Annotated in this window: 22 protein-coding genes; 9 read left to right on the plus strand and 13 right to left on the minus strand. The window is 57.3% G+C overall.

Annotation, left to right across the window (positions count from 1 at the left end; genetic code table 11):
- Positions 1–177: 177 nt before the first annotated feature.
- A complete protein-coding gene (locus tag OHL21_RS13260; protein WP_263417758.1) occupies positions 178–1,065 on the minus strand; it encodes an SDR family oxidoreductase in 888 nt (295 codons plus the stop codon).
- A gap of 183 nt (positions 1,066–1,248) precedes the next feature.
- On the opposite strand from OHL21_RS13260, the gene OHL21_RS13265 reads away from it, so the two are divergent.
- The 3 genes from OHL21_RS13265 to OHL21_RS13275 all read left to right on the plus strand — a co-directional run bounded on the left by OHL21_RS13265 (position 1,249) and on the right by OHL21_RS13275 (position 3,832).
- A complete protein-coding gene (locus OHL21_RS13265) occupies positions 1,249–2,475 on the plus strand; it encodes a zinc-dependent alcohol dehydrogenase (protein WP_263417759.1) in 1,227 nt (408 codons plus the stop codon).
- 30 nt (positions 2,476–2,505) lie between these two features.
- Positions 2,506–3,015, plus strand: a complete 510-nt coding sequence (locus OHL21_RS13270; RefSeq protein ID WP_263417760.1) for a ferritin-like domain-containing protein — start codon at positions 2,506–2,508, stop codon at positions 3,013–3,015.
- Between the two features lie 427 nt (positions 3,016–3,442).
- Positions 3,443–3,832 carry a response regulator gene (locus OHL21_RS13275; RefSeq protein ID WP_263417761.1) on the plus strand — a complete coding sequence of 130 codons (390 nt, stop codon included), beginning with the start codon at positions 3,443–3,445 and terminating at the stop codon, positions 3,830–3,832.
- 85 nt (positions 3,833–3,917) lie between these two features.
- Here OHL21_RS13275 and OHL21_RS13280 read toward each other — a convergent pair whose 3' ends face one another.
- Entirely contained in the window at positions 3,918–5,231 is a 1,314-nt protein-coding gene (locus OHL21_RS13280) for a glycosyltransferase (protein ID WP_263417762.1), read from the minus strand.
- Between the two features lie 292 nt (positions 5,232–5,523).
- Here OHL21_RS13280 and OHL21_RS13285 point away from each other — a divergent pair, with 292 nt between their 5' ends.
- The 4 genes from OHL21_RS13285 to larB all read left to right on the plus strand — a co-directional run bounded on the left by OHL21_RS13285 (position 5,524) and on the right by larB (position 9,348).
- Entirely contained in the window at positions 5,524–6,267 is a 744-nt protein-coding gene (locus OHL21_RS13285; RefSeq protein ID WP_263417763.1) for a FadR/GntR family transcriptional regulator, read from the plus strand.
- 88 nt (positions 6,268–6,355) lie between these two features.
- A complete protein-coding gene (locus OHL21_RS13290; protein WP_263417764.1) occupies positions 6,356–7,669 on the plus strand; it encodes a lactate racemase domain-containing protein in 1,314 nt (437 codons plus the stop codon).
- A gap of 14 nt (positions 7,670–7,683) precedes the next feature.
- Complete coding sequence (larE, locus tag OHL21_RS13295) at positions 7,684–8,529, plus strand: ATP-dependent sacrificial sulfur transferase LarE (RefSeq protein ID WP_263417765.1); 846 nt, start codon at positions 7,684–7,686, stop codon at positions 8,527–8,529.
- Between the two features lie 63 nt (positions 8,530–8,592).
- Positions 8,593–9,348, plus strand: a complete 756-nt coding sequence (larB, locus tag OHL21_RS13300) for a nickel pincer cofactor biosynthesis protein LarB (RefSeq protein WP_263417766.1) — start codon at positions 8,593–8,595, stop codon at positions 9,346–9,348.
- A gap of 54 nt (positions 9,349–9,402) precedes the next feature.
- On the opposite strand, the gene OHL21_RS13305 is transcribed toward larB, so the two are convergent.
- Positions 9,403–10,494 (minus strand): metallophosphoesterase family protein, encoded by a 1,092-nt coding sequence (locus tag OHL21_RS13305; protein ID WP_263417767.1) that lies wholly within the window; start codon positions 10,492–10,494, stop codon positions 9,403–9,405.
- 96 nt (positions 10,495–10,590) lie between these two features.
- On the minus strand, positions 10,591–13,998 hold the full coding sequence (locus tag OHL21_RS13310; RefSeq protein WP_263417768.1) for a TonB-dependent receptor: 3,408 nt from the start codon (positions 13,996–13,998) through the stop codon (positions 10,591–10,593).
- 342 nt (positions 13,999–14,340) lie between these two features.
- On the opposite strand from OHL21_RS13310, the gene OHL21_RS13315 reads away from it, so the two are divergent.
- Positions 14,341–15,666, plus strand: coding sequence for a hypothetical protein (locus tag OHL21_RS13315; protein ID WP_263417769.1), 1,326 nt, complete (start codon positions 14,341–14,343; stop codon positions 15,664–15,666).
- A 44-nt stretch (positions 15,667–15,710) separates the two neighbouring features.
- Here OHL21_RS13315 and OHL21_RS13320 read toward each other — a convergent pair whose 3' ends face one another.
- Entirely contained in the window at positions 15,711–15,860 is a 150-nt protein-coding gene (locus OHL21_RS13320; RefSeq protein ID WP_263417770.1) for an SDR family oxidoreductase, read from the minus strand.
- Here OHL21_RS13320 and OHL21_RS24480 point away from each other — a divergent pair.
- Positions 15,859–16,212, plus strand: a complete 354-nt coding sequence (locus OHL21_RS24480) for an SDR family oxidoreductase (protein ID WP_399258380.1) — start codon at positions 15,859–15,861, stop codon at positions 16,210–16,212. The genes OHL21_RS13320 and OHL21_RS24480 overlap by 2 nt on opposite strands.
- A 154-nt stretch (positions 16,213–16,366) precedes the next feature.
- On the opposite strand, the gene OHL21_RS13325 is transcribed toward OHL21_RS24480, so the two are convergent.
- From OHL21_RS13325 to thiL, 8 genes are all read right to left on the minus strand, one after another.
- A complete protein-coding gene (locus OHL21_RS13325) occupies positions 16,367–17,509 on the minus strand; it encodes a cellulase family glycosylhydrolase (protein WP_263417771.1) in 1,143 nt (380 codons plus the stop codon).
- A 96-nt stretch (positions 17,510–17,605) separates the two neighbouring features.
- The gene (locus OHL21_RS13330; protein WP_263417772.1) at positions 17,606–18,016 is read right to left on the minus strand and encodes a DUF1801 domain-containing protein; all 411 of its coding nucleotides are present in this window, start codon (positions 18,014–18,016) and stop codon (positions 17,606–17,608) included.
- Between the two features lie 224 nt (positions 18,017–18,240).
- Positions 18,241–21,336: an efflux RND transporter permease subunit gene (locus tag OHL21_RS13335; protein WP_263417773.1), complete on the minus strand. Its 3,096-nt coding sequence runs from the start codon at positions 21,334–21,336 to the stop codon at positions 18,241–18,243.
- 2 nt (positions 21,337–21,338) lie between these two features.
- Positions 21,339–22,415 carry an efflux RND transporter periplasmic adaptor subunit gene (locus OHL21_RS13340; protein ID WP_263417774.1) on the minus strand — a complete coding sequence of 359 codons (1,077 nt, stop codon included), beginning with the start codon at positions 22,413–22,415 and terminating at the stop codon, positions 21,339–21,341.
- Entirely contained in the window at positions 22,412–23,659 is a 1,248-nt protein-coding gene (locus OHL21_RS13345; RefSeq protein ID WP_263417775.1) for a TolC family protein, read from the minus strand. The genes OHL21_RS13340 and OHL21_RS13345 overlap by 4 nt, the downstream gene beginning before the upstream one ends.
- 74 nt (positions 23,660–23,733) lie before the next feature.
- Entirely contained in the window at positions 23,734–24,150 is a 417-nt protein-coding gene (locus tag OHL21_RS13350) for a hypothetical protein (RefSeq protein ID WP_263417776.1), read from the minus strand.
- A 65-nt stretch (positions 24,151–24,215) separates the two neighbouring features.
- Complete coding sequence (locus OHL21_RS13355; protein WP_263417777.1) at positions 24,216–25,505, minus strand: putative bifunctional diguanylate cyclase/phosphodiesterase; 1,290 nt, start codon at positions 25,503–25,505, stop codon at positions 24,216–24,218.
- A gap of 132 nt (positions 25,506–25,637) precedes the next feature.
- A complete protein-coding gene (gene thiL, locus OHL21_RS13360) occupies positions 25,638–26,591 on the minus strand; it encodes a thiamine-phosphate kinase (RefSeq protein WP_263417778.1) in 954 nt (317 codons plus the stop codon).
- Between the last annotated feature and the right edge of the window lie 207 nt (positions 26,592–26,798).

Consider the following 26,798-nt stretch of genomic DNA (forward strand, 5'->3'; position numbering starts at 1 on the left):
GCGATGGGTGGGGCATCTCTTCCATATCCCAGTCGGTATTGGTAGAGAAGCAGATTTCTCCGCTCAGCTTTACCCCAGGCAGCAAAGCTGACTGGGGACCCCGATCGCTACGAAATGACAAAAAGATCGAGCTTCGCTCGAACTACACCTCCAGGGAAATGCTCTATCGTCCTCTCCTTACAGAGGCGTACGTCCTCCAGTCGCTCCGTAAACCTCACCAGACATATAGCTTGCGTCCTCTGATACCAGGAAAACGAATAGACGAGCCAGCTCTACCGGCTGCGCCGGGCGTTCGAATAAGGTATTGCCGCCGAAGTTCTTCACCTTCTCCGGACTCATCGTCGACGGAATCAATGGAGTCCATACCGGTCCGGGAGCGACCGCATTCACCCGCACACCATTTTTTGCCGCCAGCTTGGCCAGCCCTTTGGTGATATTCGCGATTGCAGCTTTGGTTGCGGCATAAGCAAGCAGTCCCTCGCTGGGTTCAAATGCCTGAATCGACGTCGTGTTCACGATGGATGACCCCGGCTTTAGCTTTGGCAAGGCTGCACGGGTCAAATAGAACAGGCCAAAGACGTTGGTTCGGAAGGTATGCTCAAACTCTTCCGGCGTTATTTCCTCTATCGACTCATGCGTCATCTGGTAAGCCGCGTTGTTGATGACGATGTCTAAACGCCCCAGCTTCTCGAATGCTGTCTCAACCAGCGATGCAGCATACTCCGGTGACCCGATATCGCCTGGCATTCGAATGGCGGTTCGACCGGCAGCCTCAATCATCGCCGCGGTCTCTTTCGCGTCCGCCTCTTCTTCCGGCAGATAGGACATCACGATGGATGCTCCCTCATGCGCGAATGCGATGGCGGTCGCGCGCCCAATACCGCTGTCCGCGCCGGTAATAATCGCGACCTTCTCCAGCAGTTTTCCAGTCCCTTTGTAGGAGCTTTCGCCGTGATCCGCAGGAGGATCGAGCTTCCGCACCGACCCGGGCGGGCCCTGCTGTTGTTCTGGAAAAGGCGGTTTCGGACCAAGATTGCGCGGATCATTTTCCTTTTCCTTCGTCATTGTTTGCCTCCATCGATATGGCCTTCGATCTCACATGGACGCAGAAAACTATTCACGGAGTTGGCACGATGGGATGCATTTCGCCAAAAAGAAAGATCGCGAGGCAACTCTCCCTAAATCAATACCGTCTGCTGTCCCGACTGGATTGATAAATCACTATAACGGACACGATTGGAGCAGCCTATGAAAGCCGTTATCTACCACGGCGTCGGCAACGTCGCTCTTGAAGATGTACCTGAACCAAAAATCCAGAAGCCCACGGATGCAATCGTCCGGGTTACCTCCAGCGCCATCTGCGGAACCGATCTCCATTTTGTGCGGGGCACCTTTCCTGGCATGAAAGAGGGCCGCATTCTGGGCCACGAAGCTGTTGGAATTGTCGAAGAGGTCGGCAAATCCGTCCGTAATCTTCGTAAGGGAGATCGAGTCGTTGTTCCTTCCACCGTTGGCTGCGGCAGTTGTGTCTATTGCCGCGCCGGATATCACTCACAGTGCAACGTCGCAAATCCCAACGGACCTTCCGCCGGAACAGTCTTCTTCGGAGGACCTGAGGCAGCCGGTGGATTGGATGGATTGCAGGCCGAGTTTGCGCGCATACCGTATGCCGGCGCGACTCTTGTGAGGCTTCCCGAAGAGATCACCGACGATCAGGCCGTACTGATGTCGGATATTCTTCCGACGTCCTACATGGCGGCCGTCATGGCCGAGATTACCCCATCCGACACGGTCGCCATCTTCGGCTGTGGCCCCGTCGGTCTCTTCGCTATCACCTATGCCCAGCATCTCGGGGCCGGCCGGGTCTTCGCCATTGATAATGTACCCTCGCGCCTGGAGATGGCACGCGAACGCGGCGCCGAGATCATTAACTTCGATCGGGAGGATCCCATCGCTGTGCTCAAGGACCTGACAGACGGCTCCGGTCCAGACAGAACGATCGATGCGGTCGGAGTGGACGCAGCTCCGGCGACGCGAGGGCCGGCATCCCGGAAAAACAACGTGCGGGAGCTGCAAAGCGAACTTCAGGCGACTACGCCACAGGGACTTCCGCAGGACGAAGCCTTTCAACCTGGCGGAGCGCCCTCTCAGGCTCTCAAATGGGCCATCGAATCGGTTGCAAAGGCGGGAACCGTTTCCGTTATCGGCGTCTATTCATCCGCAGTCCAGGGCTTCCCTATTGAACAAATCCTGGAGAAAAATCTGACTCTCCGTGCAGGAAACTGCAACCATCGGCGTTACATGCCGGACATGATTGAACTTGTTCGCAGCGGGGTGATTCGCCCAGAGCAGTTCCTCACCCAGAAAGCACCAATCCAGTCTGCTATCGACGCTTATCGTTCCTTTGTCCGCCATGAGCCGGGGTGGATCAAGGTCAAGCTCGAACCCTCGCTCAGCAAACAAAATGCGGCTTAGTCACCTTCACTGAAACCAAGGAGGATCTCCATGAAATTCTTTTCGGCAAACCTCGCCAATCTTCGCGAACTCTATATCAATCAACTTCAGATGTTGCTTTCCGCCGAGCGGCAGATCACAGAAGCGGTTCCCAAGATGATTGAGAAAGCCAGTGATCTTCAGCTCAAACAAGCCCTTCAATCTCACCTGCAGGAAACGGAGGTTCAGGTCACCCGTCTGGAGGAGATTCTGCAGCAGACAACCGGCGAAGTGGAGACAGTCAAATGCAAGGCTCTGGCGGCCTTAGTGGAAGAAGCGGAGGACATGATCAAAGACGCCTCGGACGAATCCGTCCGCGATGCCGCCATCATTGCAGCAGCCCAGCGCGTCGAACATTATGAAATTGCCACCTACGGCGCTGTTCGTCACTTCGCCCAGATTCTGGGCGAAAGCACTCCGGCACAACTCCTCGACCAAACCATCAAGGAAGAGGGACACGCCGATCATCTGCTGACCAGCATTGCCGATCGCGTCAATCCCTATGCCGAAAAAGCTGCATAGTTCCCCCTGCAGAACGGCCGGGCGCCCACTTCAGAGCGCCCGGCTTTTTTATCCACCAGAATTTCACTTCCCTCGGAAAGAGAATGACGACGACCGGCGTATCGTCGCCTTGGGTGTCGAAGAACAATCCGGCGATAGGTCCAGGTGACGCATATTGGCGTCATGCGCGGTTCAATCGCTATTGCCTACGGGCAACGTCGCCTAACGGTCATTGACCAGAAACAACCAGGAAGGGCTAGAATGTGACCCATGATTGAGGAGATGTGAAAACTATTTCGCACTCGAACAATCTGGTTACGACTGTTCCTCTGCTACCTCTCATCCTTGGCAAGCCCATTCGTAGCGGTTCTCCTATGCCGTTGAACTTCTTTTCGCTGCTTCTTTGTATTTGCAGGCAGCGCTCATCGAAAGAATCGAGGTGAAGCAGATGACGAATGAAAATCGTCCGCTTATCTTCGTTGTTGACGACGAACCAATGATCTCCAGGTCTCTTGCAACTATTCTCAAGCAGCAGGGCTTTTCCACCTGCGACTTCAACGATCCACGTCGCGCACTGGAAATGGCCCTGATCATGCCACCGGATCTCCTTCTCAGCGATGTGATGATGCCCTATCTCTCGGGCATAGAGCTCGCCATCGCGATGAAAAAGATCACTCCCTGCAAGGTGCTGCTCTTCTCTGGTCAAGCCGGCACCGTGGATCTCCTGGAGTCAGCTCGAAACCGGGGCTACGACTTCGAGCTGCTGCACAAACCAATCCACCCCGCGGAGCTGCTCCGCGAGATACGTCTCTCGCTGCCAGTAGAGGTTTGCAACTAGATCTCTATCGGCGATAGTGTCTCGCATCCATGACGGAAACGACGATGCCCCGCATCTGAGACTGCAGATGCGGGGCATCTCGTATTTACAGATAGATAAAACCCGCCATCTCCTCTTCTTGGACGATAGAACCATGCAGCAGTGGCTCTATTGCCAGTAGCGTATTCTGCAGCGCGTCGCAGCCTTCATAGGCACAGCTCATCGCCTGCGCCTTCTGGCGATAACTGCTCTCCGCCAGAACGGTGCGTACCGCATCGCGAATCTGCTCCGCGGTCGGTGTCCCTGTTTTCAGGTCGATGCCGCAGCCGCTCCAAGCTACCCGCGCCGAGACAAAGGGCTTATCCTCCGATGCTCCGGCGCTTACCAGAGGCACGCCCGCGCGCAAGGCCATCTGCACACCGTTGTAGCCTCCGTTGGTCACAAAGACGGCGGTCTTCGGCAAAATGGCAGCGTACGAAAGATAACTCTCCAGACGGGCATTCGCAGGCACGCGCACACCGCTGGCATCACCGCCGCCGGCCGTTGCTATTACCTGCACCGGCTCATGGGCGAGACCATCCAGGGCAGGCTGCAACAACTGGTTAAAGTCGTAGTTGGCAATCGTTCCCTGAGTTACGAAGACAACAGGCTTTGCCGGGTCAAGCGAGTCGATCCATGACGGAGTTTCGACGTCATCGTGTTTCGGAATCATCGGTCCAACAAAGACGACGTTCCCTGGCAGTTCCTTCGTCGGGAACTCAAAGGCCGAGGTGGTGAACTGCAGAAACAGATCCGGACGCGCATACAGCTCATCGAAGAGGAAGGTGTCCAGACGCCGGCCGCAGCAGGCTTCGATTCTGTCGCTCACATAATCGGTCGCAGGCTGCAGCGCCGCGGCGATCTGCGCGTTGTGCTCCGCATTGCGCAGCAGACCCTCGGGGGAGCTGTCCGGCCCGGTGAACGGCGAAACTTCCGGATTGCGACACATGAACGGCACAATGCCGCAGGAGACGACCGCCGGCCGCTCCGCCCGGGGCGCCATCACCAAGGGAAAGATTCCCATGAACAACAGGTCTGCCATGACGACGTCGACGTCCTCAGTATCGACCAGGTGCTTCAACGCAACGTACTGCTCGGGAATAGCGTCACCGAAGACGCGTTGCATGTCATAGGTAATCTGCGCCAGGCCGGGCTCGACGCTGCTGCGTTCCGGGAAGTAAATATCCTGATGGCGCATGTCATAGTTGGCGGCTCCGGTGAGTGGCACATAACCAAGACCGGCAGCCTCCACACGGTTCCGGTAGATCTCGCCGGTCAGTACGGTAATGCGATATCCATTCGCGGCCAGATGCTCGGCGACCGCCATCATGGGGTTGAAATGACCTGGGACGGGTGTAGCGGCAATCACAACGTGTTTCATCGAACAAAGAACTCCTGACAAGTAGAAATAGGGCGCAAACGCATGGCAGCCTGCACGTGGCAACATCACACGCGCATACTGCCTTGCAAGAGCGCCGGAAAACTGCAACCGAAAGGGGACGTAAGATCTTCTCGCGGGTCTCGAAGAAGCAGCACAGACAGACTGCCTTCCGACGGCGGAAGTACCTCCGGAATGAGCATACGCGCAAAGTATCTGAGTGGTTCCATGAAAATCGATCAAACTTTCAGAAAAACGGTTCTCGCTCCTCCATCACGTACCATGGTGGCGAATCATGTCCTCCAATAGCCATCCCATGCCGCGGCTCTATCAGCGGGTAGCAGAACAGATCTCCGCCTACATCCGCGAACATCGCCTTGAGCCGGGGCAGCGTCTCCCGTCGGAGAAAGATCTTGCCCGCCGCCTCCATGTCTCCCGGCCAACTATCCGGGAGGCAATGATAGCGCTGGAGATCGCCGGCCAGCTTGAGATCCGCGTTGGCTCCGGAGCCTATATCCGCCAGGCGCCACATCAGGTTCCGTTGCTGCTCGACGCCGGTCCGGGCCCCTTCGAGCTACTGCGGGCTCGTCTTTTGATCGAGGGCGAGATTGCCGCAGATGCCGCACTCAACGCCTCGGCCGAACAGCTCAAACAGATCGAGGCCACCATTCAGGAGATGAAGGCGCTCGATGCGGCCGGACAGAACGCCCAGATCACCGACCGCCACTTCCATGTCGCCATCGCCGAAGCAGCGCGCAACAACGTTCTCGCCAGTATTGTGGATAGCCTGTGGGCGGGCATCTTCTCGCCCATCTTCCACTCCCTCTCACATCTTGCCGGACTGCAGCATCATCAACGGATGACGCTGCGCGACCATCAGGCGATCTTCGCCGCCATCAAAGCGCGTGATCCGCAAGCGGCCCGCGCCGCCATGCGCAACCACCTTCGCCATGTGGAAGACATCCTCGCCGGTCAGCCGGAAAAGGCAACACGTCCTAAAAAATCGTCCCGAAAACCCAGATCTTCTCAACCTGTCTGACCAATTCTTGAAATTGGTCAGACAACTATGACATCCTTAAAATCATTGAGGCAGGCGCACCGCCGCCCCACAGGAGACGAAACAACCCATGCCGTGGTTTTCCATTGAGGGTGATGCCCTCACCGAAGCGCAGATCCAATCCGCCGTTGACCGCCTTCTCACCGAAGCCCGTACGCGCATCAACAAGGACCTGAAGCGCGTTCTGCTGCTTCCTCCGGATCTCACCCGCGCGCACTCCGGCGCCGGCAAGATCACGGAACTGCTCTACAAGGCGCTTCCCGACGCTCATGTGCTGGTGATTCCGACCCTCGGCCAGCATGTTCCTCATACAGAAGCCGAGAACAAGTGGATGTTCGGTGATATTCCGCACGAGCGCATTCTGCCTCATGACTGGCGCAATGGCGTCACACATATCGGCACCATCCCTGCCTCGCTGGTAAAGGAGACCACCCAGGGCGCCGCCGACTGGGAGATTCCCGTTGACCTGAACTCTGTGCTGATGGACCAGCAGTGGGACCTCATCATCAACATCGGCCACGTGGTGCCACACGAAGTGCTTGGCTTCGCCAACCACAACAAGAACTACTTCATCGGCCTTGGCGGTAAGGAAACCATCTGCGCTTCGCACATCGCGGCCGCCGTCTACGGCATTGAGAACAACCTGGGTTGCCTGATCACTCCACTGCGCGCCACCTATAACTGGGCGGAAGAGAACCTGCTGAAACATCTACCGGATGTCTATCTGCAGATCGTGATGCAGCGCGATGCGAACAACAAGCTGGTCACCAGCGGTATCTTCGTCGGCGACGATCTCGACACTTATCTGCAGGCCGCCCGCAAGAGCCGCGAGCAGAACATCACCGTTTTCGACAAGCCGATCAAGAAGGTCGTCGCCGTCATGCAGGCTGATGAGTTCCGCGCGACCTGGGTCGCCAACAAGGCTGTTTACCGCACCCGCATGGCGATCGCGGACGGTGGTGAGCTGCTGATCATCGCTCCTGGCGTTGAGCGCTTTGGCGAGCAGCCCGAGGTCGACGCCCTGATCCGCAAGTATGGTTATAAGGGAACACCGCGCACGCTCTCGCTTTACAAGACCGAAGCCGATATGCAGGAGATTCCGCACGGCGTGGCTCACCTGATCCATGGCTCCAGCGAAGACCGCTTCACCATCACCTACGCTCCCGGCCATCTCAGCAAAGAAGAGATCGAGCAGGTTGGCTACAACTACGCCGATTGTGCCGAGATGCAGAAGCGCTATGACCCTGCCATCATGAAGGAAGGCTGGAATACCATGCCCGACGGGGAAGAGGTCTTCTACATCAGCACACCCTCCGCGGGCCTGTGGGCAACCGCCGAGAAGCTGCATAATCCCAACCGGCTGGACTACGGCAAGAACCTGTAACGCAGTCACTGTATATGGACACACTCGCAGCAAAACGCGAAACCCTGCGCCGGGAGCTGGCCACGAGCGAACATCTCCTCGTGGCCTACTCCGGGGGCGTCGACTCCGCCTATCTGGCATGGGAGGCCTACCAGGTTCTCGGCGACCGCATGCAGGCCGTCATCGCGGACTCACCCAGCCTGCCGCGCAAGCATCTCTCAGCGGCGATCGACTTTGCAGAGCAGCACAGCATTCCTCTGCGTGTAATCAACACCCGCGAGATGGAGAAGCCGGACTACGTCCGCAACGACAGCCAGCGCTGCTTCCATTGCAAGGACGAGCTCTTCCATGCCATGGAAGAGCTTAGCCGGGAGCTTGGCATCGCCACCATCGCCTATGGCCGCAACCTCGATGACAACGGTGACTTCCGCCCGGGCCAGCGCGCTGCCGCAATGCACAGGGCAACGGCTCCGCTGGCGACCGCGCAACTCGGCAAGCAGGAGATTCGCACGTTGGCTCGCAACGCAAATCTCTCTGTATGGAATAAGCCTGCGTCAGCCTGCCTCTCGTCGCGGCTGGAGTATGGCCGTGAGGTCACGCCGCAGGCTCTGGCCCAGGTAGAAGCCGCAGAAGATGCGCTCAATGCCCTTGGCTTTTTGCAGGTTCGTGTACGGCATCACGGCACACTCGCCCGCATCGAGATCGCGCGTGAAGAACTTCCCCGCGCTTTGTCGATGGAAGCACTCGACAGCATCACCACCGCCGTCCGCACCGCCGGCTTCCAGTACGTGACGCTCGATACACAGGGCTATCGCAGCGGCAGCATGAATGCCATTCTTCCCATTGAGACTCTTACGGCGAACCTGACCGGCAATCGATAACGTCTTTGTTTACGATGCAGGTGCCCTATGCGCCGCAAATGTTAAGGCACCCTGGAAATACACATGCACCGCGAATCTCTGCTTCAACTTCTCGAACAGCTCCGCACCGGCGCCATCTCCTCCGAACAGGCCGCTGACACGCTGGCGCATCTTCCCTTCGAAGACACCGGCTTTGCCAAGATCGATCACCATCGCACCCTGCGCTCGGGCCTTCCCGAAGTGATCTATGCTGCCGGCAAGACTCCGGAACAGACGGCTGCAATCTTTCAGCGCATCGCCGCCTCGGGCGTGAATGTACTCGCGACCAAGGCAGACGCGACACATTTCGCCGCAGTGCAGACGCTGGTTCCGGCGGCCGAATATCACGCTCCCGCCCAGTGCATCACCCTGCGGCAGGCTCAGCAGCCACGGCATGACGGCACCATCGCTGTTGTCTGCGCCGGTACCAGCGATCTTCCGGTTGCGGAAGAGGCTGCCATCACCGCGGATCTCTTCGGCGGCAACGTTCTACGCATCACTGACGTCGGTGTCGCCGGCATCCACCGCCTGCTCGCGCAGCGTCCTCTGTTGCAGACAGCAGATGTAGTCATTGCCTGCGCCGGAATGGAAGGCGCCTTGCCCAGCGTTCTGGGCGGCATGGTGGGCGTGCCGGTTATCGCCGTTCCCACCAGCGTTGGTTATGGTGTTGCCTTTCATGGCATCACGGCTCTTCTCTCCATGTTGAACTCCTGCTCTCCGAACACGACCGTCGTCAACATCGATAACGGCTTCGGCGCTGCTTACACCGCGACCCTCATCTGCCGTGGACAGCAGAAATAGGTTGGCCCGCTTCGTCTGCGGGCCAGGTTGCAATCGATTGCCGGAAGAACGACCTTACGCTCGAAACAGCTCGGTAATATTTACCTGGCTCCACGGTGTTTTGGATGCATTCGCATAGATTGTCATGGAGACATTGTTCTCTCGACCGACATGCACCGATGAGTAGCCGCAAAAATCAGCGTACTCGTAGTGCCGAATAAATGGCTTCTCCTCTTTCAGGATCTGCTTTCTCAGTTCGAGCGTAGATGGCGTAAAGTCCGGCTCGAGTTCTACGAGTCTTTCCGAATACGCATCAAGGCCTTTTAGATGGCTTTTGACCGGCGCATCAAGGGAAGGAACCACACTGCCTAGACCGATCTGGACAAAGTTCCCCGAGGGAGTGTTACGCGTAACGATTGAGGTCTTATGCAGGTGGCCGCTCAGAACCACTGCTTTGTGTTCTCCCAGGAGATTCAGCAACTCCTCCCTCTCTGTAGCCTGGTTGGGATGAACATACACATGCCAATTGGAACGGGCATCATAAGGCACAACGGGAACATGAGTGCAGAAGAAGAGAACCTCTGACTTCTTATGTTCTTTGATCGCCTCTCGCAGCCACACCAGGCTCTCCTTTTCACTGAAGCAATCGAAGAGGATGAACCGGGCATTCTTATGCACGTACATATTGTTGGCAGTGGTCGCGGGACGATTGAGCTGGCGGCTCTGCCACGGGAGAACGATCTCCTGGTAGACCTCCTTGGCTCCCGTGCCGGTGATGTCATGGTTTCCCTTGATCGCCAGGAACGGCAGACCAAACTGCTGGCGATCCACCAGATCGATAAACTCGTTCACCTGGGTCGACGCCAACTCTTTCGAGCCGCAGAGGCCCTCGACAAAGTCTCCGATCTGTAGAAGAAAAGACGCATCCGTTTCTTTGGCGCATTCCCTGGAGACCTGCATCAGACTCGCCAGATTCTCCCTCGTGATCCGGGAGTAGTTTTCGATCTGATGGATGTCATTGGGGTACTTGTCTTTCAAATACCCCATGTCATGGTGCATCAGTTTGTCAAAGTGCAGGTCGCCCAGAAAGACAAAGCTGAACGCGTTGTCCGGCACTGCAGCGACACGCTTTGCCCATCCTGGTACAGGCAGCGTGGCGGTCGCCATCGAAAGATACTGCAAAAACCTTCTTCGGGTACTCCGTATTGACTGCATTTGAATCAATCCTTCTCATTGAGGTCCGTTCGTTATCGACGCCAGTCCTTAGAAGTCCAGGCGCACCGTGAACTGGGCAATGCGCATCTGCTTACTGATTCCGCTCACAATGCCGACGGTATTCGTGTTTGAGATGTTGGTGTCAGGATCTCCCCAATTCGGATGATTGAAGGCATTGAACAGCGACATCTCCGTTGAGAGCCGGCATGTTTCGCCTCCGAGTGCAAACGTCTTGCGCAAACTCATATCAGCCACGTTTGTACCCGGTCCGATAATGGTATTGCGGCCGGCATTGCCGAAACGCGGAAGGCCGGTAGCCGGATCAAGAAGCGGTGGCTGGGCAAAGGCTGCCGGGTTGAACCATTGGTTTCGGCTTCTCTGGCCGAACGGAAGATTCGGATTCACGCCGGGCACAACGTCCGGCCGGCTTGAGGAGAGACCGCCTTGCGACGTCATTGTTGCCGTGAGGTATCGTCCTGTCGTCCAGTGCCAGATTCCGCTGACAATCCATCCCCCTGTCACCGCATCAGCCCACGCCGGCATAGAACTACCGATTGCGCGGCCTCTGCCGATGGGCAGTTTATAGATGGCATTGACATTGATCGAGTGGCGACGGGCATAGTCGCTGTTCGCCCGGTCACGACCGGGGCTGAGGATGTCCAACGCTGCTGTCTGAACATTCGTTCCCACGTCGTCAATTGCCTTGGCTAACGTCCAGTTGGCCTGCAGATTCAGGTCTCGCGTGGCGCGTCTGCGGAATTCAAGGATCATCGCGTGATAGATGGAGTTACCGTCACTGTAGCGAACGGGAATCGACGATGTTCCGAAGTTTGTGGAGTACGGCTGCGTGATGACGCCATTCGAATTCACCTCTGCCTGGTTGACATTGTAGGAGCGGAAGAGATGGCTGCCTTTGTTGCCGACATAGGATGCCGTTACAACATTGTCGGCGCCCAGCTTCCGCTGTACGGTCAGATTCCATTGCTGGTTATTGGGCAACTGAAAATTTTTATTGATGCCAACCGGGCTAACACTGGGCTTACCGCCTGCGCCACCGTATGGGGCGTCCAAGGTCAGAGCAGCCTTTCCGCTGGTGATCTTCTGCGAGTAAGGAAAGAGTCCGGCGAACGGCGGGTTCACCAGCATCGTCTGCAGGAAGTACTGCACCGGGTAACGGGTATACACGATGCCATAGCCGCCATGAATGGAGTAAAGACCTTTGCCACTCGGGTCCCATGCAAAGCCGACCCGCGGCGCCCAGTTCTTTCCTCCGGTCGTCACGAGATTCTTCGCATTGAAGCCTACAGAACTGCCGCAGACCATCGGAAACACGAAGTTGCCATTTGCATCAGTCAGCTTGGCAACAACCGAAGGCAGGAAGGAGTCGCTGGGAAGCTTTCCGTTATCGCAGGCGACGACAAAGCCTCCGCCAGGAAGATCTCCATCGAACATGGCAAGCCTGTTCTTCACCTCGCTCGGGCTAGGCGAATACTCATAGCGCACACCAGCTTCCAGAACAAAGCGGGAGGTCAGGCGCCAACTATCCTGGCCGTAAGCAGCGTACTCGTTTTCCGTGAGCAGCGCCTTCGGCTTGATGGGCACTTGCTGAGACGACGAAGGCAAACCGATGAGAAAGTCGGCAAGTGAATAACCGGATGAATTTGCCGAGCTGGCAAAGCCGCTGAAGGTCAGCGCACCACGAGCATTGGTTTGCTGCAATACGTTGAAGTAGTCGCGACGGCCTTCAAACCCTGCCTTGAAGGTATGCCGCCCCTTTGTGACCAACAGCGAGTCTGCAATCGTAAAGATATTGGAGGTCATCGACAGGGCTGCTTCACCATAGCCATTTGTCGGGCCATACTTGATGGTCGTAAACGCATCGTTACCGGAGAAGGTGATGCGTGGCAGAGGCGGTATCGACAGATTCCCCTGCTCAAAACCCTGCATGCCAAGCGAACTGACTGTCGGCAGCGTGCCCGGAACATAGGTCACGATGTCGGAGTAGTTCATTCCGCCCAGGCGCAGCTCATTGATCATGTTGCGCCGAACAGGAGCAGTCCAGGTGACCTGACCGTTGCGGCTGTCTACCGGTTCACTCAAACCCACACCCGGTGTTCCTAACAGGTTCGGGGTAAAGCCACCGGTGTTGACGTAGCTGAAACGCACCATTAACGACTGGCTATGAGGCAGCATCTGATCGATGCGTGCGGTGTACTGGTCCATATTCGCCGACTCTGTGGGGAACTGGACGAGATTGTTAGCAAGACCCGGGAGATTGGGGCTGGGAAAGAACGTACGTAATGCCTGGGCAGTCTTGGTCATAAGCGAGCCGCCCTTATAGAGATCGAGCCGATTGCCAGGAATGGCCGGCCTGCTGGAGATAAATGGATCGCGCAACTGGATCTTTCTGCTGCTCAGAAGCGAGGAGAAGTCGCCGTTCCAGAAGTCTGCGGTTGGAACTGTATCGACGCGGGTCGCGGTGTCGGTCTGACGGCTGCCTTCGTAGTTGAAAAAGAAGAAGGTCTTATTGCGGCCGTCATAGTGCGGCAACCGCACTGGCCCGCCAATAGCGCCGCCAAATTGATTCCGCAGGAAGGTCTCATTGCCGGCAACTGTATCGAAGGGATTATTCGCCAGTAACTGATTTCCGCGATAGTACTCGTACAGCGCGCCGTGGAAGCCATTCGTTCCGCTCTTTGTGATGGAAGAGATGGCGGTCGCCGCGTGGCCGTACTCAGCCGTTGGAACACCCGAAACTACCTTGAACTCACCAATAGCATCTACCGCCAGGGGCAGCGCAGATTTTCCCTGGAACGGGTTGTTATTCGGAACGCCATCAATGATGTATTCGTTGGAAAATGCTCGATTGCCGTTCAAGGCGTAAGAGCCAAAATCAAGATTGACCGAGGTTGCCACGGTGTTGTCGGTCGCGCCTGCGGAGAGAAGCACCAACTGATTGAAGTCGCGTCCGTTCAGCGGCAAGGCATTGAGCTGTTCCTGAGTGACCACATTCTGAACGGAGATGTCCTGGGTTAACAACGGGACGGATGAGGTCGACACCGTCACAACCTCCGCAGAACTTCCTACCTTGAGGCGAAAGTCGCGCAATGCGCTGTCGTTCACGTCAAAGGAGAGCCCATGCAACGAGACACCTGCGAAGCCATCTTTGGCGACGGTGATGTCGTACTGACCCGGCTCAAGGGGAAACAGAACGTATTGCCCGTTGCGGTTAGTACGCGCACTCTGCGCTGCCCCGGTTCCCAGGTTGGTTGCCGTAACAACGGCATTGGTAACAATCGCACCGGAAGGGTCTGTAACCGTTCCCATCATGCGGGCGGCGACACTCTGCGCCACTGCGCTGCCGGCAAGGTAAAGCAACACGAGGAATAAGGCGGAGAACGGAACCCTCACAGGGCGTCGCGGCTTCTGGCGGAATATTGACTGCTGGGATGACATGATTTCTCCAGTTAGTTCAGTACGATCGGTTGATTTTTACGGCCTGGGTCTCTTGCTCAGGTGGCGAAGGTCTTACTTCTGTTGTGGATTCAGCAACACGGAAGCCTGTCACAGGGGAGATGGCAGCTTGATACCCGCACCTTAGCAAGCGGCATCTCCAGACCGCAGTCAATTCGCGGCAGCAGCTACGTTAAACGCCCGAAACCATATAGCAGATCAATGATTTACTTCGTTGTAACGGAGGACGTTAAACGTTTCCTGTCAGCCCGTATGAAGGGCGCAAGCGTTAATAACGCATTAATCTCGTCCGTTTACTTTCATGCATGATGTTTCCCACCGACGATGGTTACCGATAGTCCCCAGCTTGAAGAAGCGGCCCTCGAGGAGGATCCGAGGTGGAGACTTGTAGAACGGATCGTTGCGTCTTCATCCTTTGCGAAGTCTGATCGGCTGATTAGCTTTCTGCTCTACATCTGTGAGCGCTCGCTCACCGGACATAACGACGAGATCAATGAAGTCGGTATCGGCGCCCACCTCTTCAACCGTCCGAACTATGACCCCTCGATCGATGGACTGGTACGCTCCCATGCGAGCCGGCTGCGTCAGCGGCTGGAACAGTATTTCAATGAGGAAGGTGCGCAGGAATCTCTCCGGCTGACGATTCCGAAGGGCGGATACATTCCTGTCTTTCAGGAACAACAATTATCCCCGCCTTCTGCAGAGAACAATCCCACTAATATCCAGCAGGCAAACCACGAAGCTGTTGGGCCGAATCATGACCACCGCGCCGGGAAAAAGCCGAGAAGCCTCGCCATCTGGTTTCTCTCCACGGCTCTTCTACTGGCATGCGGTTTTATCGTCTATCTTCTGGCACATGCCCGTGCCGCGCATGTCGAGCCCCTTCCCGCACCTCAGCGGCACGCCTTCTGGAAGTTATTTCTAGGCGCCGATCAAAATACGATGATTGTTTGTTCCGACACGAGCCTTGCGACACTCGAGGACGTCACGGGACAAAAAGTCAGCCTTGCCGGCTACTTGAACGAAAACTACCGCATGCACCTGCCTCCCACTCAATCAACGCTTCCGGACGTTGTTCGAGATATTGGTACGCGCAGATATACGGCCATCGCCGATGTGGGAATCCTTACAAGGCTCTATCAGCTCGCTGGAGCGAACTCCAATCATCTTCAGTTTCGCTATGCGCGCGACGTCCGGCCGAACGACCTCAAAGAAGGCTCCATGATCCTGATCGGATCAACGTATAGCAATCCCTGGGTCGAGGTCTTCGACTCGAACATGAACTTCACCTTCCGGGACAACACCTCGCAGCGAGGCTCTTCCATCATCAACCGTTCTCCCCGGTCAGGAGAGCTTCGTCAGTACGATTTCAACAAGCTGGATGCCTCCCATACGGTCTACGGTGTTGTTGCCCTACGGCCCAACCTGAGAGGATCCGGTAAGGTTCTTCTACTTGAAGGAACCTCGATGGCCGGCACTGAGGCGGCAGCGGACTTTCTCTTCGACGATGCGCACCTGTTGCCATTTCTGGCGAAGATTCGTAACCGGGACGGATCGATTCCTTATTTTGAAGTTCTACTGCAGTCGAGCAGTATGAATGGCAGCGCCTCGCAGCTGGTGGTTCTGGCATACCGCACCTCTTCCAACTAGTACGGACAACTCTGTTGTCTCCTATCCGCGGTCGGAATGTGATTTTAGCCATCACGTGTGGTTTTCCCGCTATCGATCACCATCTGCGCTCCGGTTATATAGGAAAATTCATCGGACGCAAGCGCCAGGGCAAACGATGCGATCTCTTCGGGAGTCGCCATCCGTTTCATAGGAACATGAGATCTCGCCCACATGCCCGCAGCAGCATCGTCCAATGCGATCGCTACGACGGAGAAGCGTTCCGCCTACTCCGCGAGTAAGCGCGGACTCGTGGGCCTTGTTCAGTCCGCGGCACTTGACTGTGTAGAGCGCGGCATCCGCAACAACGCCCTCATTCCTGGAACCACCGATACCGCGTTGGTACGGCGAGTAGCTCACATGGAGAATGTCCGCGACGCAGAAAAAAGGCGGAAGCTATGGCGCAACACGCGCGTTGCCAGTGATCGGCTTCCGCCCGATGAACATCGAATGACCATGTTCCCAGGAGGGGAGCATCGGTGTACGCGGAGATCAGCCAAGCGGTCTTCAGCGCACTCCTGCTACTAGACTCGCGGCAATGAATGGTTCGCGCGGAGCGCGAATGCCCATATCTCGGCGTAGCCGAGATATGGGGCACCCGGCGCCCGGGCACCCTAGAGGAGCATCTGAACACCGCTACAGGCGGCAGAAAAAACTATTCCGAAGTTGTTACCAACCCTGACTACGAGCCCAGCTTCACGTTCATCTTGCGGGCGGTGTCACGCAGAATCTCGATCTCCCTCTCGCGGTAAGGATGACCATCAGGATAAAAGAGATCGTGGAACCAGACGGTAGGCTCACGCCCGACATATGGAACCTGCCAACTATCCCAGGGCAGGTTGGTCTGCATCTTGCCCTCAACCAGGCCCCAGTTGATCATGCCGACATGGTGCGCTGCCGCGATCGGCAGAATGGTGTCGATGGTGGAACCAGCGCCGCGAGCCATGTACTCCGTGCAGAGAAGGGGCCGGTGCAGCTTCTCCAAACCGGCAACTCTGCTCTCAAACTTTTCGGGCCAGGAGTAGTCATGGAACGAGATGATGTCGCTCTCTGTGAGCTGAATCTTTTCTGTAGCAGACCAGTTCGCCGGGTCATCCCACGCGTCGTGCGTCCAGACACCGCTTGTCAATGGCTGCTTTGGCCCCTGAGATCTGGCCCAGGCAAAGACCTGCGGCAGAAGAGCGTTCATCAACTGCGTCTTGTCTTTGAGATTATTCGCGTACCTGCCGCCGCCCGGATTGTCTGGCTCGTTCCAAACATCCCATGCCAGGATGCGATCGTCATTGGCAAACGCGCCCACGATTCCCTTCACATACGCCTCGAACCGGGGCTTATTTGCCGGATCGGCGAGCGCGATGCCAGGGCTTTGCACCCAGCCGGAATTATGAATTCCGGGGATGGGTGGATGCTGCGGTCCCAGCTTGGGATCTGGGTCCCAGCAAGAATCAAAGAGAACGAGCACCGGCTTAATATGATGCCTGGCTCCGATGGTGAGGAGATTATCGAGCCTCTGCTTGAAGCCTGCTGCGTCCTGCTGCCATAGAAGATCATGCAGGAAGATCCGCATCGTATTCATACCGGTCGATTCAGCCCAGCCGAACTCCTTGTCGATCTCGGCGGGGTTATATGTCTCACGCTGGAACATCTCCAGCTCATTGATCGCGTCGACAGGAAGAAAGTTACTTCCCACGGGCCAGGGGTTTGCCCGCATGTAGGCCCACGCCTGCTCTTCCGTCCAACGTTCGCGAGGGGAGTTCGCATGCAGGTACGTTGAACCGAAACAGAGCGCGAGCACAGCAGCCGCAAGAGATTTGCGAAGGATCACAATGATTTCCTTTCTCCGTATAGAGAAACCGATCGTAGCTTCCAGAAGACATCACCGGCAAACCGGAACGCTGCATCCATGGTTCGTCTCGTATCTTCAGGATTTCCGAGTCTTGGGCTTGCTCTTGCTCTCCAGGTTGAGCGCCACAGCAGCGAGGATGAGCTTCTTCAGGGCCGCCTCATTGATCTTGTCTCCTTCGTGGATATCGATGGCTCGCCTGACATTTCCATCAAGGCTGGAGTTGAACAGACCTGACGGATCATCCAGCGCAGCGCCCTTGGCAAAGGTCATCTTGACGATGTTTTTATAGGTCTCGCCGGTGCAGACAATACCGCCGTGAGACCAGACGGGAGTGCCTCTCCACTTCAGCTCTTCCACGATCTCCGGATCTGCCTTGTGAATAATCTCGCGCACCTTCGCGAGCGTCTTTCCACGCCAGTCACCAAGTTCCTTGATCTTCTCGTCGATAAGTGCAGCAGCAGATTCCACGGTGCCAGCTCCTTCCATTAGCGCATTTTCCCTGTTGCTGGGTACTCCGGAAGGGTGTGCAGCGGCGTTTTCATTGCGGAAAACGCCATAAATGCGGGATGCTCTGACTGCACCTACAGGGAAAATGCTCTACCGGCTTCAATTTCACTGCATCCGGAGCAAACCTGCAACATGGCAGCACACGATCGCAAAAAAAGGGGGCCGGGCGTGATGCCCAACCCCGCCAGGAAACCTATATCGATCTATTCCGGCTCTGCCTCAATATGCGATTGATGACGCGCCATCAGCGGCATGAGGAAGAGGATCGATAAGAGCGTCGTGACCATGCCGCCGACAACGACACGCGCCAGCGGCTGCTGAGCCTGAGCTCCAATCGCATTCATGACAGCGGCGGGCAACAAGCCAAGACCGGCTGCCATACACGCCATCACCACCGGGCGCAGCTCATCCAGACTGCCGTGCTTCAGGCCATGGTGAGGATCCTTCTCCTGTGCGCGGCGCAAGCCTGCCAGGAAGACGACGGCGCCCAGCGTGGTGACGCCGGTCAATGAGGTAAAGCCAACGGCCGCCGAGATACTGAAGGCCGTATGCGTCAGCATCAACGCCATGATGCCGCCGACGTAACTGAACGGAAGCACCGCCAGCACAATCAGAGCATCCAGCCAGGTCTGGAACTGCAGGTAGAGCAGCACCAGGACCACCAGCAGACTGACCGGAACAATCAGCACCAGGCGGCTTTGTTCCTTCTTCAGTGAGTCAAACTCGCCGGCCCAGGTGTATTCATAGCCCGGCGGAAGCGTGATCTTCTGCTTCAACTGCTGCTGCAGGTCCACAATGGTTGAGGCAAGGTCGCGCTCACGCACGCTGAACTTGATGGGGATGTATCGCCGCCCGCCTTCGCGATAGATGGTGAAGCTTCCCTGCCGTATTCCGATGTTCGCCACCTGTGCAAGCGGCACATGGTTTCCATCGGGAGTTGCCAGCATAATCTTCTCCACCGCATCGGGTGTCGAACGAAACTCCGCGGGATAACGGACCGTAAGGTCGAACCTGCGGTCTCCCTGGATCATCGTCGAAACCGGAGCTCCGCCCACGGCAGCCTGGATCGCGGCATTCACATCACCCGATGCCAGGCCATAACGGGCCGCCTTGGCGCGGTCCACTTCGATCACCAGGCTTGGCGCTCCGTTCACTTTGAAGATGCCGACATCCTGCACGCCGCGAACTCCGGTCATGACGCCCTGCACCTTCTCCGCGATCTCGGTCAGCGTTGCCAGGTCATCGCCGAAGATCTTCAGCGAGTTCTCACCCTTCACGCCGCTCATTGCCTCTTCTACGTTGTCCTGAATCGCCTGCGAGAAACCGAAGACCACACCTGGATACTTGCTGAGCTCGTGCTGCATCTGCTCGATCAGCTTGTCCTTCTCCCCGTGAACGTCCTTTGGCCACTCGCTCGCGGGCTTCAGGCTGACACCGAACTCCATATTGTTGAAGGTGGTCACGTCGGTACCGTCATCCGGACGCCCTACCTGACTGACGACCTGCGTCACCTCAGGGAACTTCCCGAGATCAGCACGCACCTGATCGGAGAGCTTCGTCGCCTGCTCAAAGGAGATGTCCTGCGGCAGAGTGCCGCGGATCCAGAGATTGCCTTCTTCCAGCGGAGGCATGAACTCGCCACCGACAAACACCAGGAAGCAGACCACCGCCGCCGCCAGTCCGAAGAAGGCAATCGCCCAGACCAGCTTCGCGTGCTCCAGCGTCCAATCGAAGGCACGGCCGTAGTACTTCTCCAGGAAGCGGTTCAGCCACGTGCCCTGGTGGCCCAGCTCTTCTTCGTCGTGCTCTTCCACCGAGTCCTTCACCGGAGCCGAGACAAAGCTCAGCACTGGTGCGAACACAAGAGCGAACAACAAAGCGCCCGTAAGCGCAAATCCGTAGGTCACGCTCATCGGCGCGAAGATCTTGCCCGGAACGCCCTGCATGGTAAACAGCGGAATGAACGCCACCAGGATGATGAGCGTCGAGAAGAGTACTGGCCTGGCTGCATCCTTCACACCAAGGACAATCATCTCCGCGCGTCCATGCCCAGGTTCACGCCGCGAGAAGCGGCGATAGATGCTCTCCAGCACGACGATCGATGCATCCACAAGGATGCCGAAGTCGATAGCGCCGATCGAGATCAGGTTGGCTGAACGTCCGGTAAGCGTCATCAGCGAGAACGCAAACAGCACAGCGAACGGAATCGTCGCCGCCGCAATCAGCGTAATGCGGAAGTCGCCCAACATCAGCAGCAGCACCAGCGTCACCAGGATCAAGCCGGTAATGATGACGTGCTTCACCGTCTCCGTCGTCAGCCCAATGAGCTTCGTGCGGTCATAGATGGTTTTGACCTGCATGCCCGGCGGCAGCAGGCCACCGGTATTCAGTTCGGCGAGCTTCTTCTTCAGGCCTTCCAGCGCCGGCAGGCTCTGCCCTTCCTTCTGCAACAGAACGATGCCTTCAACGATATCGCTCTGGTCGTTGCGGCCGATCTTGCCCAGGCGCGGCTGATAGCCTTCCTTCACATTGGCAACATCCCGCACCAGCACCGGCGTACCGTTCTTCTGCGCGATCACCACATTCCCGATGTCGGTCGTGTTCTTCAGCAGGCCCAGAGAACGCACATTCACGTTCTGGTCGCCGAGCGACAGATAGTTTCCGCCGGCGTTGGCGTTGCTGTTCTGTACTGCAGTAATCAGTTGCGACAGTGTTACACCGTAGCCGAGCAGCTTGTTGGGGTCGGGCTCGATCTGATACTGCCGCGTCGTACCGCCGAAGGTGGTGATGTCAATAATGCCCGGCACCTTCTTCAACTCGCGGCGTACCAGCCAGTCCTGCGTCGCCTTCAGCTCATTCAGGTCATATCCGGGACCCGCAAGCTGATAGCGATAGATCTCGCCGATGGGCGACCATGGTGACAGCTGCGGTTGCAATGCGTTGGGCAGCTGGATGGTCTGCAGACGATTCAGAATCTCCTGCTTGTCGCGGAAGTAGTCTGAATCGAAGCTGAAGTAAAGCTTCACATCGCTCAGGCCGAAGATACTGATTGACCGGATCTGCTCCAGGTGCGGTGTACCGTTCAGTGCTGTCTCGATCGGCGCGGTCACCTGCTGTTCCATCTCTTCGGCTGACCATGCCGGATTCTGCGTGATGACCTCCACCAGCGGTGGCGAAGGATCCGGATACGCTTCGATATCGAGTTGCAGAAACCCGAAGGTGCCCGCGACCAGCCCGGCCGCCAGCAGAATCAGCACAACCGCGCGATAGCGCAGCAGCGTCTTCAGAAAGGCTTCCATTGCTAGTCTCCTACCGGCGTACGCAGGAACGCCGCTCCCTGAGTCACGACCACATCGCCGTCGTTCAGGCCGCTGGCAATCTCGACCTTGTCTCCATGCGTCGCCCCTAACTTCACTGTGCGGGCGTCATACTTCTCGCCATTCTTCACATACACGCTGGCGATATCGCCGTCATGAATGACAGACGCCATCGGCACCAGGATCATCTGGCGCTGTCCCATGCCGATGCGGATGGAGCCGAACATCTGCGGCTTCAAGCGATGGCCCGGGTTGTTCAACACCACGCGCACCTTCAGCGCATGGGTCTGCGGATCGAAGACATCGCCGATATTGGCGACCGTGCCATGGAAGGTCTCGCCCGGATATGCCTGCAGCGTCACGTCCGCGGAGGAGTGCGACTTCACGACTGCCAGGTCATGCTCAAAGACATCGCCCACAACCCACACGGAATCGAGATTCGCTACCGTCGCGATGCCATTCGAGGTCTCCAGCGAACGCTGCATCTCACCCGTCGCTGTTCCAATCTCCAGCACCGATCCAGCAATTGGTGAAACCACGGCAGTGGTATCGGAGGTTCCGGTCTCGCTGAAGCCAAGCTCATGGATTCGCTGCCGCGCACGCTCCTGCTCGCTGTGTGCCGCATCGTCAGCAGCCTTCAGCTCATCGAAGTCAGCCTGGCTCAACACCTCGTGCGCCAGCAAGAGCTTGCCGCGCTCCAGAGCGCGATCAGCACGCAGTGCCTCGATCTTTGCTTTCTCAAAGTCGCTGCGCGCCGCGGCCACATCGCCGCTCTGCAGCATAGCCACGGTCTGCCCCTTGTGCACCTCCTGGCCTGGCTGTACTTGCAGGCTCAACAGGCGCCCGCTCAAGGGCGCATAGACGTGCACCATCTTGCTGGGGTCTACATCCACATGTGCGGGAATCTCCAACCCGTCGCTCACCGTCTGCTGATGAACAACCTCAGTCTTGAGATTGACCTTCGGCTTCGCCTCCGGCAGAGCTTTCTCATCACTCTTGCATCCGCTTAATACGCCAAGCGCTGCGCCCGTCATCACCAGCGTCATCACGCTTTTCTTCATGGCAGAATCTCCGTGTATGTCACATAACTCAGTTGGTGGATCGCAAGCTGCAACTGCGCATTCGCCGTCAGGCTCTGCAGGTTCACCGAGCGGTAGTCCTGCAATGCGCTCAGATAATCAAGCAGCGTTCCCTGTCCATTGCGATAGCTGAACTCCAGGTTGTCGCGTACCCGTCTGGCCTCGTCGAGATACTTATCGCGATAGCGTGCCGCCTGCGCCTGGGCCGTCTGATATGCCTGGTATGCCTGATCCACATCGGCGATGGCCTGATTGCGAGTGGCCGTCAGCGCCAGTTTGCTGGACTCAAGCTCGTACTTGGCGCGTTCTTTCTCGCCCTGGTTGCGATCGAAGAAGCGGAGCGGAATCTGCAGGCTGAAGCCTGCCGTATCGGCATGGCCGCTATGCTCGTACTCGCCACCCAATATCGGATCTGACGTCCCGTTGGCGTATGCCAGGCGAACGCTCGCTTGATTGACAGCGACCTGCTGCGACGCCGCCTTCACATCCGGGCGCGTGTCCAGCGCCTTCTGACGCAGATCGTCGAGCGTCAGCGCCGGAGCAGGAGTATCCAGCGAACCGGTCACGTCGAAGTCCGGCTTCGGGCGTTCAATGCCCATCAGGCTCTGCAACTGTGTCGAAGCCTGCTGTAACGCCAGTCGCGCATTGTCGGTATCACTCTCGAAGCCAGCAAGCTGCAGCTCGATGCGGGCAAAGTCGTTCCGGCTCATCTGTCCCGCATCCAGACGCACCTTCATCAGCTCGACCGTTCTGCGATAGCCGTTGAGATTGTCTTCACTGACGCGCAGCGCGTCCTTCGCAAACAGCATTCGCGTAAACGCCTGCTTGATGGCGAAGTCCATCTGCCGCTGCAGATCGACCCGCTGCGCATCGGTCAACGCTGTTGTCGCGCGCGCCAGATCAAGGCGGACGCCGCGCTTGTTGCCGCGCTCGAACAGCCGCTGCACACCTGCCGTATAAAAATCCGGTCCGTTCGGGTTATCAGGCCCCAGCGTCACCATCTGTCCACTACCCGTCAGCACCGGATTCTGTCGCAGACCCGCCGTAATCTCACCGGCCTTCACCGCTTCAACATGCTGCGCTGCCGACAGCAATGACGGATTCTGCTTATGCGCAAAATCCAACGCCTGCGGCAACGTCATCGGTGGCGAAGCACTCTGCTGCGCCCCGGCCCACGCTGCCTGCAGGAGAGGCAGCATCAGGCAATATGCCCAGCGCACCTTCATGGATGCACTCCTTCTCTATCTCGTAAAAATCTTATGGTTTTATAAAAGCCGCACAGACCTACGGCTCGACGCAGTTACAGAACTGCAACTGGCGGCGGACGAACGCCCAGCAGAAGTGCAAAATCTTCATTCAGGAACCGGCGCACGCGCGTGTCCGGACGAGCCAGTACCTGCAACCGGCGCAGCACAAACAGCAGTGCAATCGCCAGGCACAATATTTCCAGGCACAGCAGCTCAAATTCCAGCGTTACGGCCTCATAGTGGCGCCGTACTGTCAGATCCTCAGGCTCAGTCAACTTGCGAAGCACCTGCATATCGTCCGAGATGGAGATCACCGGTAACAGCAGGAAGGCCACCATCACGGTCGCCGTCAGAGCACGCCCCATAGGTGCGGTCAACTTACCGGTGAACACACCGATCCACACGCCGCTGACCATTGCAAACGCAATGGCGACCCATGCAAGGTTGAGGAAAGATTCCACTAAAGGCATTGTAGAGCAACTTCCGCAGGAAACGTGTCACTCACTGGAACACGCTTCTCCTCCATAAGACGCTTTCAGACCCGTTTCAGTACCGGCAATGTTGCGAGTACATTCATTTTGACCGGCGGCGAAAACAGATATCCCTGCGCCTCAGAACATCCATGCCGATCCAGGAAGCGGCGCTGTTCTTCGCGCTCCACTCCTTCAGCAACCGTGGGAATACCGAGATGTTCGCTCATGGCCAGCACGGCGCGTGTCAGGGCGCAATCCTTCTGACTCTCCGGGATATTCATGACGAAGCTGCGATCGATCTTCAAACGATCCACCGGAAAGCGTCGCAGATATCCGATGCTGGAGTAGCCCGTACCAAAATCATCCACGACGATCTTCACGCCCATCTCGCGCAAGGCATACATCTGTTGAATCGATCGTGGATCTTCGCGCAACAACGTGTTTTCGGTAATCTCGAACTCAACCTCGTCGAGATTGATGCCCGTCTCCCCCACGGCCGCTTCCACCACATCCAGCAATTGAGGATCAGCCAGTTGTGATGCAGTCACATTGACAGCCAGACGAAGACGCTCATGCCCTTCCAGAGTGGTCCATTGCCGACAGGCTTCACGGAAGACCCACCCACCGATCGCCGTCATCATGCCGGCATGCTCCGCAAGGGGGACAAATGTGCCAGGCATAATCAAACCACCATCCTCGGTACGCCAGCGTAACAGGGTCTCGGCGCCGGTCATGGCGCCGCTGTTCAAATGCACAATCGGCTGAAATTCGAGGTATAGACCGCCGGTGACCAGTACATTGCGCAGCTCGCGTTCCAACTCCGCCTGGCGCATCTCCGCCTCTTCCGCCGCGGAGTCATAGAGGAACAACCGCTCTCCCGTGGAGCGCCTGGCCATGCCCAGCGCCGCATCAGCGCGACGCATCAGATGCGTCACCGTTGGATTCGACTTCGGCAGCAGGCTCACTCCGATGCTCGCCGTCAGGCGCAGTTCGCCAGTTAACCCTACCGACACCGGCACCTTGAGGGTACGCAACAGGGCCTCGCCCACCTGGTTCACTTCTTCCCGGGTCGTCCGGCTCAGCAGAACCACCATCTCGTCCAGGCGGATACGCCCCGCAACGTGATCCGGCGGACAGACCTGACGCACCCGGCTCGCCAACTCATGGAGAAAGCCTTCCGCCTCACGTCCCGGGAGTGACGAACAGATTTCGTACAGGCGATGAATATCGATTAAAAACACGGCCACCTGCGCTCCGCTGGAGCGGCTTATATCGATCGCCTGCTGCACCCGCGCACGAAAGAGCTCGCGATCGCTCAACAGCGACTGCGAAGGAATGTCACAGATTCCCATAGTGATGGCTCTGAAAAGATTGCCACTTTATAGCAAGGTCGTGACAACCGCTCAAGTATTACCAAAATAACGCCTTAGGTAAGGTGCCATAAATACAACTTTTGGTTACTTTAGTGGAGGTAAACGGGATGTTTACCTGTTTTGGGAAATCAGATGTTGCCAGCCACCTGGGCGAAGACGCCGTTCATGGCCATTCTGAACCAGAGAAACCTTCTTCCCCTCTGTCACGATTCCGATCTTCGTGACCTCTACACCGCTGATTCTGCGCGGAACAGACCGTCTGCTGGTGAACAGCAACTCGTAGTCCTCGCCGCCATGGAGCGCCTGATCGAGTGTGCTGTGTGGAGCTAACGGTACCACATCCGCATGAATACGAGCCCCAACGCCCGAGGCCTCACAGAGATGGTGCAGATCGGTCGACAGGCCGTCGCTGACATCCATACATGCAGATGCCAGTCTTAGCAGACGGAGTCCCACGGCGATCCGCGGCTGCGGGAAGAGATGAGGATGCATGCCATCGGGCTTCGCCCGGCGAAACGCCTCCGGATTGGCAAGCAGGGCTTCGAATTCCGAGGCGGCCCCGCCCAGCCGTCCAGTGACGTAGATGCCGTCTCCCGGCCGTGCTCCACTCCTTAATAAGGCCTTCCCCCAGGGAACGGCCCCAACCACGATGATGTCCGCCACGGTGTGCTTGCCCGGAGCACCGGCAGTGTCGCCTCCAGCCAAAACGACACCGAACTGATCTGCAACCACATGCAGACCGCGCAGGAATTCCCGTGTTTTGGTTCGGTCCTCGGCCCATGCCGGCGAGAGAGCCAGGCTGAGGAATGCCGCCAGAGGACGGCCGCCCATCGCGGCGACGTCGCTGAGACCCCGTGCAAGGCAGCGATACCCGGCTGCAAACGGCGGGTGGAAGTCAGCGAAATGGACGTCTTCCAGGGAGAAATCGGTCGTAATGACCAGATCTTCCCCTTTCCGGGGACGTAGAACGGCCGCATCGTCGCCGATCCCAAATCGAACGAACTCACTGTTACGCAAGGACTTACGCCTGATTTCCCGGATAAGGTCAAGCTCCCCGTATGGCATATAAAAACCATATCCCCAAAGTTGCCATCACACACTCTGGACAATGGAGCATTTTCCCTATAGGAGTAACGTAGGCATTCCGCATCCATGGGCGTTTTCCGCAATGAAAACGCCGCTCACTCCTGGTCCGGGATACCCAGCAACAGGGAGAATGCTCTAAAATGAAACAAATCGCCCTGGAGACATCGGCAGACCCAAATGCGAATC

Source organism: Terriglobus albidus, from assembly GCF_025685425.1.
GTDB lineage: Bacteria > Acidobacteriota > Terriglobia > Terriglobales > Acidobacteriaceae > Terriglobus > Terriglobus albidus.

Coding starts and splice junctions, on each gene's coding strand:
- thiL (WP_263417778.1), bottom strand. CDS start 26,591: ATGCCATACGGGGAGCTTGACCTTATCCGGGAAATCAGGCGTAAGTCC.
- OHL21_RS13345 (WP_263417775.1), bottom strand. CDS start 23,659: ATGAAGGTGCGCTGGGCATATTGCCTGATGCTGCCTCTCCTGCAGGCA.
- OHL21_RS13355 (WP_263417777.1), bottom strand. CDS start 25,505: ATGGGAATCTGTGACATTCCTTCGCAGTCGCTGTTGAGCGATCGCGAG.
- OHL21_RS13305 (WP_263417767.1), bottom strand. CDS start 10,494: ATGGCGACCGCCACGCTGCCTGTACCAGGATGGGCAAAGCGTGTCGCT.
- OHL21_RS13265 (WP_263417759.1), top strand. CDS start 1,249: ATGAAAGCCGTTATCTACCACGGCGTCGGCAACGTCGCTCTTGAAGAT.
- OHL21_RS13290 (WP_263417764.1), top strand. CDS start 6,356: ATGCCGTGGTTTTCCATTGAGGGTGATGCCCTCACCGAAGCGCAGATC.
- OHL21_RS13340 (WP_263417774.1), bottom strand. CDS start 22,415: ATGAAGAAAAGCGTGATGACGCTGGTGATGACGGGCGCAGCGCTTGGC.
- OHL21_RS13315 (WP_263417769.1), top strand. CDS start 14,341: ATGGTTACCGATAGTCCCCAGCTTGAAGAAGCGGCCCTCGAGGAGGAT.
- OHL21_RS24480 (WP_399258380.1), top strand. CDS start 15,859: ATGCCCGCAGCAGCATCGTCCAATGCGATCGCTACGACGGAGAAGCGT.
- OHL21_RS13280 (WP_263417762.1), bottom strand. CDS start 5,231: ATGAAACACGTTGTGATTGCCGCTACACCCGTCCCAGGTCATTTCAAC.
- OHL21_RS13335 (WP_263417773.1), bottom strand. CDS start 21,336: ATGGAAGCCTTTCTGAAGACGCTGCTGCGCTATCGCGCGGTTGTGCTG.
- larE (WP_263417765.1), top strand. CDS start 7,684: ATGGACACACTCGCAGCAAAACGCGAAACCCTGCGCCGGGAGCTGGCC.
- OHL21_RS13330 (WP_263417772.1), bottom strand. CDS start 18,016: ATGGAAGGAGCTGGCACCGTGGAATCTGCTGCTGCACTTATCGACGAG.
- OHL21_RS13310 (WP_263417768.1), bottom strand. CDS start 13,998: ATGTCATCCCAGCAGTCAATATTCCGCCAGAAGCCGCGACGCCCTGTG.
- OHL21_RS13285 (WP_263417763.1), top strand. CDS start 5,524: ATGTCCTCCAATAGCCATCCCATGCCGCGGCTCTATCAGCGGGTAGCA.
- OHL21_RS13260 (WP_263417758.1), bottom strand. CDS start 1,065: ATGACGAAGGAAAAGGAAAATGATCCGCGCAATCTTGGTCCGAAACCG.
- OHL21_RS13275 (WP_263417761.1), top strand. CDS start 3,443: ATGACGAATGAAAATCGTCCGCTTATCTTCGTTGTTGACGACGAACCA.
- OHL21_RS13270 (WP_263417760.1), top strand. CDS start 2,506: ATGAAATTCTTTTCGGCAAACCTCGCCAATCTTCGCGAACTCTATATC.
- OHL21_RS13320 (WP_263417770.1), bottom strand. CDS start 15,860: ATGTGGGCGAGATCTCATGTTCCTATGAAACGGATGGCGACTCCCGAA.
- OHL21_RS13350 (WP_263417776.1), bottom strand. CDS start 24,150: ATGCCTTTAGTGGAATCTTTCCTCAACCTTGCATGGGTCGCCATTGCG.
- larB (WP_263417766.1), top strand. CDS start 8,593: ATGCACCGCGAATCTCTGCTTCAACTTCTCGAACAGCTCCGCACCGGC.